General features: G+C 60.4%; 8 protein-coding genes. 2 read left to right on the top strand and 6 right to left on the bottom strand.

The window, feature by feature from the left end; genetic code table 11:
• Positions 1-60 precede the first annotated feature (60 nt).
• Genes HK20_RS02785 through HK20_RS02765 form a run of 5 tightly spaced genes read right to left on the bottom strand, consistent with a single transcriptional unit; the run spans position 61 to position 7,509 of the window.
• On the bottom strand, positions 61-3,396 hold the full coding sequence (locus HK20_RS02785; protein WP_086645548.1) for an efflux RND transporter permease subunit: 3,336 nt from the start codon (positions 3,394-3,396) through the stop codon (positions 61-63).
• A 56-nt stretch (positions 3,397-3,452) separates the two neighbouring features.
• Positions 3,453-4,223, bottom strand: coding sequence for a DUF2807 domain-containing protein (locus HK20_RS02780; protein ID WP_086645547.1), 771 nt, complete (start codon positions 4,221-4,223; stop codon positions 3,453-3,455).
• 45 nt (positions 4,224-4,268) lie between these two features.
• Positions 4,269-5,231 (bottom strand): HlyD family secretion protein, encoded by a 963-nt coding sequence (locus HK20_RS02775; protein WP_086645546.1) that lies wholly within the window; start codon positions 5,229-5,231, stop codon positions 4,269-4,271.
• Positions 5,232-5,246: 15 nt separating this feature from the next.
• Positions 5,247-5,447 (bottom strand): DUF1656 domain-containing protein, encoded by a 201-nt coding sequence (locus tag HK20_RS02770; protein ID WP_086645545.1) that lies wholly within the window; start codon positions 5,445-5,447, stop codon positions 5,247-5,249.
• 1 nt (position 5,448) lies between these two features.
• On the bottom strand, positions 5,449-7,509 hold the full coding sequence (locus HK20_RS02765; protein WP_233129045.1) for an FUSC family protein: 2,061 nt from the start codon (positions 7,507-7,509) through the stop codon (positions 5,449-5,451).
• 306 nt (positions 7,510-7,815) lie between these two features.
• Between HK20_RS02765 and HK20_RS02760 the strand changes: the two genes are divergently transcribed.
• Positions 7,816-8,964, top strand: coding sequence for a DNA repair exonuclease (locus HK20_RS02760; protein ID WP_086645543.1), 1,149 nt, complete (start codon positions 7,816-7,818; stop codon positions 8,962-8,964).
• Positions 8,961-11,639, top strand: a complete 2,679-nt coding sequence (locus HK20_RS02755; RefSeq protein WP_086645542.1) for an AAA family ATPase — start codon at positions 8,961-8,963, stop codon at positions 11,637-11,639. The genes HK20_RS02760 and HK20_RS02755 overlap by 4 nt, the downstream gene beginning before the upstream one ends.
• Here the strand turns inward: HK20_RS02755 and HK20_RS02750 are convergent, their stop codons facing one another.
• Positions 11,640-13,100, bottom strand: a complete 1,461-nt coding sequence (locus tag HK20_RS02750) for a carbohydrate porin (protein WP_086645692.1) — start codon at positions 13,098-13,100, stop codon at positions 11,640-11,642.
• Positions 13,101-13,279 lie beyond the last annotated feature (179 nt).

Here is a 13,279-nt window from a genome sequence, read left to right as displayed (position 1 = left end):
GGTTGTTCAAACGGTGTTTTAAAAGCTTTTGAGCAGAAAGGCCATGCAATGCCCGCCGTGTTATGGCGCAGTATTGGGGCGGGTGCCTGCCCAGCCAGCCAGTTTGCGCTGGAGCCATGTTGCGGCTCTGCGGGCAAAAGCTGCCAGCCGGTGCATGAGCAGATACACAACAGGGGTGGAATACAGGGTAAGCAACTGGCTGGTTGCCAGCCCGCCCAGAATGGCAACGCCAAGGGGCAGGCGCAGTTCCGCCCCATAGCCGCGCCCTATAATCATGGGTATGGCGGCAAAGGCTGCGGCCATGGTGGTCATGAGAATGGGGCGGAAGCGGGTCAGGCAGGCTGTTTTTATGGCCTCATGCGGGGGCAGGTTCTGGGTCCGCTCGGCATGCAGGGCAAAGTCGATCATTAAGATGGCATTTTTTTTAACAATGCCTACGAGCATGATCACCGCAATCATGCTGATGAGCGAGAACGGTTGCCCGCACAGCCAGAGCGTAAGCACAGCCCCAAAGGCGGCCGAAGGCAGGGTGGAAAGAATGGTCAGGGGCTGAATGTAGCTTTCGTACAGAATACCCAGTGTGATGTACATGGTGGCAATGGCGGCAACAAACACCAGAGCTTCGTTGACCAGGTCCTTGTGCAGATCGCCCGCTTCGCCTGAAAAATCACCTTTCAGGCTTTCGGGGGCATGCAGGTTGCGCATGGTCTGGCGGATTTCGGCCTCTGCCTCGCTCAGCGAGTGGCCGGCAGCAAGGTCGAAGGAGAGCGCACCAGAGACAAAACCGTTTTCGTGGCTGACCTGTAGCGGTGTGGGGGCGCTGGCTATGCGTGCAACCGTGGGCAGGGGCACCATGGTTTCGGATGTTGCGGAAACGGCCGAACCGTTGGAAGCCCCGGCCCCGCCCCCTGCAAGCCTGTTGGCAATGGCGTTGCGGAAGGACTGTTCGGAAAGGCTGTCGCTGCGGGCGGCAGGGGCATCGGCAGGTTTGCGTACCCGAATGGTGTTGGAGGCCACAGCGCCCGATGCCGTGCCACCAGCGGTGGATACCCACAGGGTTTTCAGCATTTCCGGGTTATCACGGAACTGCTTCTGCACCTCCATGATCACGTAATAAGTGGTGAGCGGGGTGGAAATGCTGGATGCCGTACGCTGGCCATACGCATCGTACAGGGCATTGCCAATAAGCTGGGGAGTAATCTGGTAGCGGGCGGCATTGTCGCGGTTGATCAGCACATGCAGTGCCATGCCATGCCCCACCGTATGGCTGCTAACCCCGCTTAAAACCGCACTGTTGCGCAGGGCTTCGGTTACACGGGGCACCCACTGGTCAATATCGGCCTCGTTTTCGCTGCGGAAGACAAAGCTGTATGCGCCTTCATGCACGCGCTGGCCGCCGCCGTTAATATCACCCGCATTGGAAATGCTGGCCGTAAGCCCCGGTATGGTGCGCACAGCCTGCTGTATGGCATCGGCAATGGCTTCTGGCGTTTGCGTCCGCTGGTTTTTGGGTTTGAGCTGGGCATAGACCTCTGCTTCGTTCGCGGCATCTTCGCCCGTAAAGCCAATGACGCCCTCCACGCCCGGAGCAGCCTGCATGGCATCAAGCACCGTGCGGGTTTTGGCCGACATGGCGGAAAAGGAGGAGGTCTGGTCCACGCTCAGATACCCCTGCAAAAGAGCAATATCCTCCGCAGGCAGAACGGTTTTGGGGATAATGAAGATCAACCCGATGGTTGCCACAAAGCTGAGCGGGAGCGAGAGCAGCGTCAGCCACGGGTGGCGCAGGGCAACGTCCAGCGTGGAGCGGTAGAGCCGCATCATCCATGCCATGGCGTGGTCCGTGGCGTCGGCCAGCAGATGGGCGGCCCACACAAACGGGTTGGAAGAACGCTGTGCTGGAGCCTCTGGGCCGGGGGCCACGTCCAGAAACCGCGCGCACATCATGGGGGTGAGCGAGACCGCCAGAAAAAACGAGACCGAGACAGCAATGGTCAGGGTCATGGCGAATTCAAAAAATATCTTGCCGGCAATGCCTCCCATCAGCAGCAGGGGCAGAAACACCGCGATAAGGGAAATGGTGATGGACAGAATGGTAAAACCGATTTCCTGCGCACCTTGTAAGGTGGCCTGCATGCGGTCCATGCCCTCTTCCATGTGGCGGGCAATGTTTTCCACCACCACAATGGCATCATCCACCACAAAGCCGGTGGCAATGGTCAGCGCCATGAGTGAGAGCGTATCGAGTGAGAAGCCCAGCAGGTGCATGAAGGCCAGAGACCCCGCGAGCGAGACCGGCACCGTAACGGCGGGAATAAAGGTGGAGCGCCAGCTCCGCAAAAATGCCAGCACAACCAGAACTACCAGCAGGACGGAACCAAGCAGGGTTTCCTGCGTGTCCTCCAGAGCGCCACGGATGGATACGGAGCGGTCCGAGACCAGTGTAAACGCAACATCCGCAGGCAGGGCATTGCGCAGGAGGACAGCGCGCGCGCGAATGGCGTCGGTGACTTCAATAACATTTGTGCCCGGCTGTGCGCGGATAATGGCCAGCACGGCAGGCTGCTTGTTGTACCAGCCTGCTGTGCGTTCATTCTGCGGGCCGGAGCGCACTGTTGCCACGCTGCTCAGCCGCACGGGTCGGTTATTGCGGTAGCCAATTACCAGATCACGGTACTGTTCGGGGCTGTGGGCCTGATCATTGGTCTGGAGTGTTAGCCGCTGGCCCCCGGTTTCTATGAACCCTTTGGGCGTATTGGCGTTGGCTGATGCAAGGGCCGAGCGGACATCCTCAAACCCGATCCCGTACTGGTAGAGGAGCTGGGGGTTCACTTCCACACGGATGGCGGGCTTGTCCGAGCCCACAACATCGACCCAGCCAACCCCCTTAACCCCGGCCAGCATGGGCTTGAGGTGTGTCTCCCCCAGATCCCGCAGGGCCGTGGCGTTGCGTGTGGCCGATGTAAGGGCCGCAACCATGATCGGGCTATCCGATGGATTGGCTTTGTAATACTGGGGCTGGTCGAGCAGCGTGTGGGGCATGTCCGCCCTTGCCGCGCGCAGGGCGGCCTCCACGTCCCGCGCGGCACCATTGATGTCACGGTTATTGTCAAAGAACAGCAGGATAAATGCGCTGGAATCCGTTGTGTCCGAGCGCATGCTGCTTACGCCCGCAATCTGGCCAAGCCTGCGCTCCAGCGGGGTGGTTACCGCACTGGCCAACTGCTGGGGAGAACTGCCGGGCTGGGAGGCAATAACGTATATGACCGGAACGGAAATATTGGGCAGGTCCGCTACCGGCATGGCGCGGTAGGCAAAAAGACCCGCCACCATAAACGCAACCGCCATAAGGGTTGTGCCAACGGGGCGCATGATGAACAGCCGACTAAAAGACACCGGCAGGGCTCCTCTGGCTTTGCGGGGTAGTTAAGGTGTGTGTTGACCCGGTCGTGCTAGTTCTGCTGCGTGGGGGAGGCATCGGGTAAGTTGACATCAATCCGCCCCTTGCCATCACGCTCCGTTGCCACGGTGCCGGTGGCTTTGTGGACACTGATGTTGCCACTCCCCTGCACATGCAGGGCGGCAACACCCGTGGTGCCGCCAAAACTGGCATTGCCCTTGCCAGCGTTGTTGATGTCCAGCGCTTTGAGTGTTCCCGCAGGTGCGCTCAGGCTGGCTGTGCCGGCCAGATAGACGGCCAGAGCCGGAGCCTTGACCTGGCGGATGGTAATGGGGGCGGAGGTGGTGGAGCGCAGGCGCGCCGAGCCTGCCAGTGTGTCAATGCGGATAGGCCCTGAGGAGTCCGATGCCAGATCAATCGGTCCGGTCCGGCCCAGCTCAATCCCCCCCGAGCCGGACTGGATGGACATGGAGCCTTTACGACCGTCAATAACAATGCGGGTTGCCTGCGGGCTGTCTATGGCCAGCGGCATGGCCGATGGTGTGTGCAGTTCAAGGCTCTGCCCGCTGGCGCAGTCCGTCTGTGTCAGGGTGATGGTACCATCTGCCGCGGTGGAGCTTTGCAGGCCTGCGGGCCATGCCCCCGGAATGTCCACTCCGTCAGACAGGGTGTTGTCGGTTACAACATGCAGGGTGCTCAGGCAGGGAGCACTGACCTGTACGCGCTGGCCGGGTATGGTCCGCGCCTGTGCGCCCGCGCTCAGGCACAGGGCAAGGGCGCAGAACATGGCAGTACGGCAGGGCAGGGCAAAGGAATGGTACATGCCTGCGTTTGTGCCAGCATGGGGGGCGGGCGTCCATACTCTATCCTAATGCCGTGCGCCGTTCCCGCCTGTGCCGCCCATAAGGGCATCATGCAGCCTGTCCAGTGCTTCGGTCAGGGAATCATGGGCACGTTTGCCCTTGCTGCCAACAATGGTGACTGTGGTGGTCATGCCTGCGGCAAGCTGGGTGCCGGGGGGGATGCTGTCGATCTGCACACGGACGGGAATACGCTGTGCCAGCCGCACCCAGGTATAGACCGGGTCCACCGATGGCAGGCCCTGTGTGGAAGGTGTTGCATTGGGGGTAGCAATCCCGCGGGTAATGCTGGTGATATGCCCCCACATGGGCTGGCGGTAGCCCATAAGGTCCAGCCGGGCGCGGTCACCAATATGGATGGAGCGGATTTTGGTTTCCTCAAAATATCCGTCCACCCAGTAGGAGGAAGCATCAATGACCTGAATGTTCGCCTTGCCTGCGGTGGCATAGTCCCCCACACGCATGATCAGGTTGTTGACGTAGCCGGTTACGGTGCTGCGCACATGGGTTCGGTCAAGGTTGATATTGGCCTGCGAAAGAGACGCCATGGCCGAGGCATACTGTGCCTTGGCAACTTCCGCCGTGGCCTGGAACACCTGTTTTTCCTCGCGGGAGGCTGCGGCGTCGGTCAGGTTGTTGCGCCTGTATTCCTGCGCGTTTTTGAGCACCATATCCGCCTGCCGCTCATTCACCAGAGCGGTAGCGGAGGCCACATCCACCTTAAAGTCAAAGGGATCAATGTCGTACAGAACATCGCCCGCATGGACAAACTGGTTGTCGCGCACCTTTATGTCTATGATCTGCCCCGAAACACGCGGCGCAATGTCGGCCACCTGCACGCGCACCTGCCCGTTACGGGTCCAGGGCGCTGCGGTGTAGTAATCCCACAGGACAAAGCAGACCACGGCTGCAATAGCCAGAATAATGCCGGTCGTAACAAATTGCAGAAGGCGGCGCGCACGTTCAAACACGGCGGAAAAGCCCTTTCACAAAAGGATGGTGTAAAGGCCGATAAGGCCGATCAGAATACCAAATTCGGCCAAGGGTAGGTTCCACACCACGCGGCGGGCGCGCACCTTGGCCAAAAGCGGGTTAAGCGCCAGCAGGGTGGCAATGGCCAGCCCCGCATGCACCACAAAGGAGGACACCAGCAGGCCGCCAATATCCAGAACAGGTTGGAGCTGCATGTTAGCGGGCCTTCCACTGCTGGTCCGGCACGGGCAGCAGGTCATACAGGTGCAGGGCGGAGCGGTTGTGTTCAAGCAGGCGGATTGCACCCACCATGGCAGAAACTGCAGCAAGGGCTGTGGCCATCTGCCCATGGGGCAGGCCAATGGCATGGTCGAGCAGAATGCGGGCTTTGTGCCGCATACGCACCAGAGCAGCATCCACGTTGTAGATAATGGTGGCGCGGTAGGCGGATTCCGCATCCAGCCGGATAGCGGGAATGGTGGCGGCGCGTTGCAGGTGGCGGCGTGCGCGGGCCAGCTCAAGGTTGAGGGTATCCAGGCTGGCAAGGCGGGCAAAAACACGTTGGCGTGCTTTGTTGGCGGGCAGGTAACGGTTCCATTCCAGAATACGGCACAGCCGGTCGTAGTGGCGGCTGATCAGGGCGGAGCCGGCCTGTTCACCATGCCCTTCAAACTGGAGCAGCAGATCATGCCCGATGGTAATGCCCACCCTGAACCGCCTGCGGGAGGCGGAGGGCGGTAGCAGCAGCACGAGCGAGATAAAGATCATGATCGCGGCAAACAGGTACAGCACATTGCGGTCAATAAAGGCGGATGGCTCGTAATTCTGCTGGTCAGCGACCCCAAGAATAACAAAAAAGAACACCCCGGCGTTAAACCCGACCGTGGCTGTTCTGGGATGCATGAGCAGCAGGCAGCCGCCAAAAATAACGGGAATGATGGCCATGGCCAGAAAAGGCATGTCCGCTCCGTGGGGGAGTATGCCAAAGTTCAGCACCGCGGCCACAATAATGGCCAGTGGCGTGCCCAGCAGTGCACCCATGCCAAAGCCGCGCACATTGTAGGTTGTGGCGGCAAGGGTCAGGATAATGGCCACCTGCGACAGTGCTGAATACGTTGCCGGAATATCGGAAATAATGCACAGCCCGGCAGCGACGGAAAATCCGATAAGCGTGCGCAGGCCGTTGAGCAGTGCGGCAATTACGTCATCATGCTGTTCAATTTTGAGCTCTGGGGCCTGTGTGCGTGCGCGCTGGCCGTGCTCAAACGCATCTATACCATCCACCGCCCAGCGTGCATCGGACAGCAGAGCCATGGAGCGTTCAATCAGCCAGGCCTCATCCAGCGTTGGGCCGAGGCTGAGTTCGTTTTTATGCGCCTCGCGCGCAAGGTCTTCCAGATCATGCACTGCCTGTGCGGGGGAATCGACTGGCGTACCATCACCAAAGGAATCACGGATGTGCTTGAGCACCGTGGCCGAAACCTCGCCCTTGCGCAGCACAAGGGCAATGGCCTGGCTGCACGAGAGCATTTCCAGCAGCGCCACCATGGCCGAATGTGCGCCTGCAAGCCGCAGCCGTGCATCGGGCAGTTCGGTCTTGGCGAAGGAGATCTGCGATGTCAGGGCAATAATTTCCCCCGCAAGGCCTGCGCAGGCCATGCTGTCGGGAATGCTGTGGCCTGCCAGTGCATCCTTGGCAATGCGGCGCACCATGTCCGATGTGCGGCGCAGGTTGGCGGTCAGTTTTTCAAATGCGGTGGGGGAGCCAAAAATGTCATTGATCGCGGCGGTGGAGGCAATGCCCACCACAATGCAGGACACGCGGTTAACCGTAACGTCAAAAATGCCTGCCGGGTTATCAATGCAGCTGATCCCCACAATGGCAACCGTATAGCCCGAGAGCATGGCCGCATAAGCCCGGAAGTCGCGCTCCAGTGTGCCCACAATGGTGCAGAGGGTTAGCCACAACGCCACACCACCCAGAAAAACCCCGCGTTCCTGATTAAAGCAGGCGGTCAGGAAAAGGGCGACAAACGCACCGATAATGGTGCCCGCCAGACGGTAAAGTGCCTTGGAAAGAACCTGCCCACGCAACGGCTGGGCCAGAATCATGACCGTAACCGCCGCCGTACCGGGGGAGGAAAGCTGGAGCCAGAATGCCGTGCTCAATGCCAGCACGGCAGACAGCCACGTACGCAGGCAGAACAGGAACCAGCCGGGAGAAAACACGGAGGGCGGGAGCTGGAGGAACCAGCCCTTCCACCCAGGTCTGTGCATGAAAGCTGTTTTCTCAGCGGTCATTTGGGTCTGCTTTTGTTGTGGCCACTGAGGAAGGATTGCACCCGAATCCGTATTGTCAGGCGCATATTAAAATAAAATATAATGTTTGAGGGAAGTTCTGCCCATAGTCTGGCATTGCGTTCAACGCGCAGCAGACCTGAAGCATAAGCCTGCAAACTATAATGGGGCTAATCAACTCTGGGTCAGGTGCGTACAGGGCTGTTTCCGACCGCAGGACTATGCTGGCCGTCATGCCATATTCTGTCTTGTCGAGCTATTGGTGGTGCAGGCACAACTGTGTGTATGAAAATTGTTCATACCTCCGACTGGCAGATAGGCCGGACCTTCAGCTTTGTGGATGATGATGCACTGGGTACGCTTCAGGCCGAGCGGCTGAATGTGATCGAGCGCATAGGCATGCTTGCTCGGGCGCAAGGGGCCGCCCATGTGCTGGTCGCAGGCGATGTGTATGAACACGAAACCCCCTCGGGGCATACTTTGCGCCAGCCTATGGAGCGCATGCGCCAGTTTGCGGATATAAGCTGGCACCTTATTCCCGGTAACCACGATGCCCATACCCCTCAGGGCGTATGGACCCGTCTGCAACGTGATAACGCAGTGCCTGCCAATGTTAAGCTCCACCTTGCCTCCGCACCGGTTGAGCTGGATGGCGCGCATAATGCCTGGCTGCTGCCTGCCGTTTTGCAGCGGCGGCACACCCTGTCGGATCTGACGGCTTACATGGATGATGCCCCCACCCCCGAAGGGGCTTTGCGCATAGGGGTTGCGCACGGCTCGGTCGTGGGGTTCGGGAATGAGGGAGAAGCCCAGAACAACCCCATAGCCATTGACCGGGCCGCCCGGGCGGGGCTCACCTATCTGGCGTTGGGGGACTGGCACGGTTTTAACAGGATCAATGACCGCACGGTGTACGCTGGCACGCCGGAGGTGGACCGGTTTGGCACCGGGGGTAATGGCGGGGGGGAATGCGTTGTGGTGGCGTTTGATGGCCCCACAGCTCCACCACGGCTGAGCACGCACAGAACAGGCCGCTTTACGTGGTGCAAGTTTGAAAACGTGGTGCTGACCAGCAGTGCGGACATCCACGCGTTGGAAAGCCGCGTGCGCGCCATAGCCCCCGAGCAGCCCCATACCATTCTGGCATGGCTGGAGGTTGGCGGTATGCTGGGGGTGGACGATCTGGCACTTTATGAAAGTCTGATCGACCACCGCCTGCGGAGTGCACTGGCCTGCCTGCGGCTGAGTGGTGCCCCCAGCCTTGCCGCCGGGGCGGATGATCTGGATATGCTTGGCACATCCGGGCCAGTGCGTGCGGCGGCCGCCGCCCTGCTGGAACAGGTGAATGCCGGTGGGGCCGAGGCCAGTGTTGCACAGGAGGCGCTGCAAAGGCTCTTCCTGCTCTGGGGTGAAGTGCGGAGGGCCACGCCATGATCCTGACAGACATCCAGATCGAGGCCGTGCGCCGTTTTGCCTCCCCCGTACGGGTCGAAGGGCTGGGCGCTGGGCTGAATATTCTGGCAGCCCCTAATGAGGCTGGTAAATCCACCGTGCTCAAGGCGCTGCGTACCGCGCTAACCCTGCGGCACACCTCCAAAGCCCAGCCGTTCAAGGACCTGCTGCCTTATGGTGGAGGTTCACCCCATATTGGCGTGGCCTTTACATGGAAAGGTCAGTCCTGCTGGCTGGAAAAAAAGTTTGGCAGCAGCAGCCTCGCCCGGCTGGATCTGGGCGCTGAACGGTTTGATGGGGAGGAGGCGGAGGAACGCCTGCAAGCCCTGTTCGAACTGGAAAAGGTCAGTAAGTCCGAAGCGGCAGGGCTGTGGAACGCCCTACTGGTGGAGCAGGGTGAAAGCTTTGCCCAGCCTGCGCTGCAAGGGGCCGGGCGTGCCAGCCTTCAGGCCTGTCTGCAACAGAACATTCAGGGCGTAACCGGCACGGCCGAGGCCAGCGCCATGCTGGCTCTGGTCAGCAAACGGCTGGCCCAGTACCAGACCGCAACGGGCAAAACCAGCCAGCGCATGCGCCAGATACAGGAGGAGGGCGAGCAGGCCCGTGCTCTGGTGGCCACCCTTCTGGCCCGCAAGGAAGCTTTGCAGGAGGATATAAGCGGGCTGGAGCAGACCCGGCGCACGCTGGCCCAGTACAACAACCCTGAACGGCGCAGGCAGGACGAGGCAAAACTCGTGGCTTTGCGGCAGACGCGCGACCAGTTGCGCGGGCTTGTGGCGCAGGAGCAGGCAGCGCAGGCGCAACTCAGTGCGGCCGAGCAGAGTGTGCAGTATATTCAGGCCGAGCAGGACCGCCGCCAGACCCGCCGGGCAGATATTGCCCGGCTGGAGCAGGTTCTGGCCGATGCCCAAAGCGGGCATACCCAGCTCAGCCTTGCTGCGGGGGAGGCGGACCAGAAACTGGCTCATGCACAGGCCAGCCATAAAGCCGCTTTAAGTCGGCACCAGCAGGCCCGTACCATGGTGTCGCGCGTTATGCACAAGGCTGCTCTGGCGCATAACCAGCAGGCCATAGCGCAGGAGCGTGCCGCGTTCGAGCGGGCGAACGCCGCCTGTGCAAGGTTGGAAAAAGCACAGGCGGCCTTGCGCATCATGCCTGTGGATGCGGCCTTTATGCGCCGTCTGGCCAAGGCCATGCAGGCGGTGCATCAGGCACAGGCCAGCATGCAGGCGCAGGCCACACGGTTTGAGGCAACCCTGCTCCCGGATGCAGCAGGCACGGTATGGCTGAATGGCAACCCCTGCCCAGTTGGCCCCCTGTCCCTGACCGATGTGAGTGAACTGGTGGTGGACGGTGTGGGTCGCTTTACCATAACCCCCTCAACCCAGCAGAGTGACGCGCTGCATGCAGCCCTTGCTACAGCCCAAAGCGCGCTGGACAGTCTGTTGCAAGAGGTCGGTTGCCACAGTGTGGAGCAGGCTGAAAGCCAGCACGAGGCCCGCAGGCAGGCCGAGCGGGAAGTGGAGCAGGCCAGTGCCGAATGTATGGCGCTTTTATGTGTGCTCAAGCCCAACGATATTACCGCAGCTCTGGGCGCCCTGCGGCAGAAGCTGAACGAACGGGAAGCCCTTTTTGCCAAGGAGCAGGCCGCTCAGGCGGATTGCCCCGAAGATGAAGGCACTCCGCCGGATGTAGAGCAGGCCCGTGCGCAGGAGCAGGATGCACTTATGGCGGTGGAAGCCGCCCGCGCGCAGGAGCAGGAGGTGCTTACCCTGCACCGCATGGCCCATACCCGGCTGGAGCAGGCTCTTGCCCAGTTTGCACAGCAGCAGCTGGCGCTCCAGCGCGACCGGCGTGAACTGGACGTATGGGTTGAGCGCGAACCCGACCCGGCTTTGCAGACCCGCGCCACAAGCAGTGAGCAGGACAGGCAGCGCGCACAGGCCGAACTGGCCCGGATTGCCCATATACGCCAGCAGGAGGAACCGCTGAGCGTGGTGGAGCAGGGTATTCTCCGCCGCGAACAGGCTATGGAACACCTGCGCGAGCAGATTACGCGCCTGTCCGTGGACCAGACGGAGCGTGAAACACGGATCCGTCAGGCAGAAGGGGATGGGCTGGATGAACAGCTTGCCAGTGCGGAACGCCACGCAGCACAGGCGCAGGGGGAGCTGGAGGCATGGGAGCGCGAGCGCGCAGCCCTTGCGTTGCTGGAGGCTACGCTGCTTCAGGCCGAAACCACACAGACCGAGCGGTATCTGGCCCCGCTGGTGCAGGCCATGCAGCCCGCTTTTTCTGCCCTGTTCCGTGGGGCAACACTGGAGGTGGATACGCAGTTCGCCCTGACCGGCCTGACGCGCCAGCGCGCGGAGGAGGTAAAGGACCTGTCGGATGGCACAAGGGAACAGATAGCCGTGCTGGTCAGGCTCGGGTTTGCAGAATTGCTGCACAAACGCGGGGCCCCAGCCATTCTGGTGCTGGATGACGCGCTGAGTTTTTCAGACTCCCAGCGGCTGGAAACCCTGTTTGATGTGTTGTCCGATGCCGCAACGCGTTTGCAGGTCATACTACTGACCTGCCACGCGGAGCAGTTTACCCCCCTGCAGGGCAGGATGCTCAGCCTGCGCCCGATGGAGCGGTTTGTGGTTCCGAACTGATTACAGAACCGCGTTGAACTGAAGCCCCATAACGGCCGCATCGTGGAATACGGTGCTGCCACCGGGGCGGTTGATGTACTGGAAGTCCGGCTGCAGTGAAATACCGGGCGCTACGTGCGCGTTATAGAACACTTCATAAATGTTCTCGTGCGACTGAATGCCCCATACGGTACCCCACTGGTTGGAGGGGAAGGGCACACCGGCCATGCTTGCGGCTTCCTGCTGCAAGGTAGAGGCGCGGCTCATCAGCTCCCACTGGTACATGGCCCCCACACTATCCATCGGGCGGCCCCATTTGGCCCCGGTTTCCACCATACCAGCCCAGATATGGTGGGACATGGCGGTTGTGTGCCCATCGGCCCACATCCAGCCAGCCAGAGCGATCAGGCCGTTGGTTGGGCCATCCCCATTGCGGACCAGCATCTGGTCGGCCATGACCCATGCGCTGGCACGGCCTGCGCGGTAGCGTTTGGGCATGCCGGTTTCAATCCAGGCATTGCCGTGTATGTCATCGCGCAGGTCGGGGTAGCTGGAATTGTCATAGCCAAAACCGGCCTTGTAGTGCCCGTTCAGGTGGTCTTTGCCAAATTTGGGCAGCCAGCCCACTTCCACGGGGGAGGAGAACTTGCCCAGACCGTCCTGCGCCCATGCCCAGCCGGAAATACCGCCGTTAAACGCATGGGGGGAAACAGCAAACAGCCCACCCATAATATAGGTATCGCTTGTGGGCATCACGCGTGCCACAAACCCAAGGTTACCCGATGGCCAGTCACGCGCGCCTTCGGTGTATTTGGTGGGAGCGGGGTTACCGCACATGGCCACGTTCATGTACATACAGAACAGGGGGGAGGCGGCAAAAAAGCTGCCCGGCGGGATCCAGCCAGCACTGATGTCCACATGGTTATGGAAAAACGAATGCTCGGCATACAGGTAAACAAGGTGGGCCACCACGTTACCACGCGCGCCATAAATCTGCTGCACGCCGCCAATGGAGTCACCGATGTAATCCGTGCTCAGGTTCCGCCCATGGCCGTTCACAACCATCATGTGGGTCCAGAGGTTCTTGAACAGGTCCGTATTGGTCAGCTTGCCCCAGTCCACGTCCAGTTCAACACCAACCTGCCCCGCATTGGTCACGCCCTGCTTGCGACCCCCACGGAAGTTGCCTGCCAGTTCCTCATGCACATCGGCCAGAATGTGGATACCGTGGTTGAGCAGCCATGGCTGCGCACCGCCCCAGTCACCAAAAAAATGGTCCTTGCCATAGGGGGCAGAAAACAGGGGGCCGGGGTCTTCGACCAGATTGGCCTCGTTATCAACTTCCAGACTGGGTAAAAGACCAATAGAACTGTTGCCACCGGGCAGGAGTTGCGCCCGCGCGGGAAGGGCCGTGGCCAGAAGGGGGAAAAGGAAGGCAAAAAGCCAGAACGTGCGAAAAGGAAAAAAAATACGTTTGGTCATGATCCCAATTTTGTTGTCTTTGGATTGGTCTTGCGCGTGAGCGAAAAGATCAATCATGGTTTATCGGGGTGTAACAACCCCAATCCCTAAATGTTTTTTAGGGCCGATGCAGGCAAAAGGTTGCCTTTGAGGGCTTATTTTCTGCCCCAGACAGCTATTATTCATTCCCCTGATGCGTT

Origin of the sequence: Acetobacter sp. DsW_54 (genome assembly GCF_002153575.1) — a bacterium.
Classification (GTDB): Bacteria; Pseudomonadota; Alphaproteobacteria; order Acetobacterales; family Acetobacteraceae; genus Acetobacter; species Acetobacter fabarum.
Note: the sequence above shows the minus strand (reverse complement) of the source record. Positions and strands in the feature narration are given on the sequence as shown.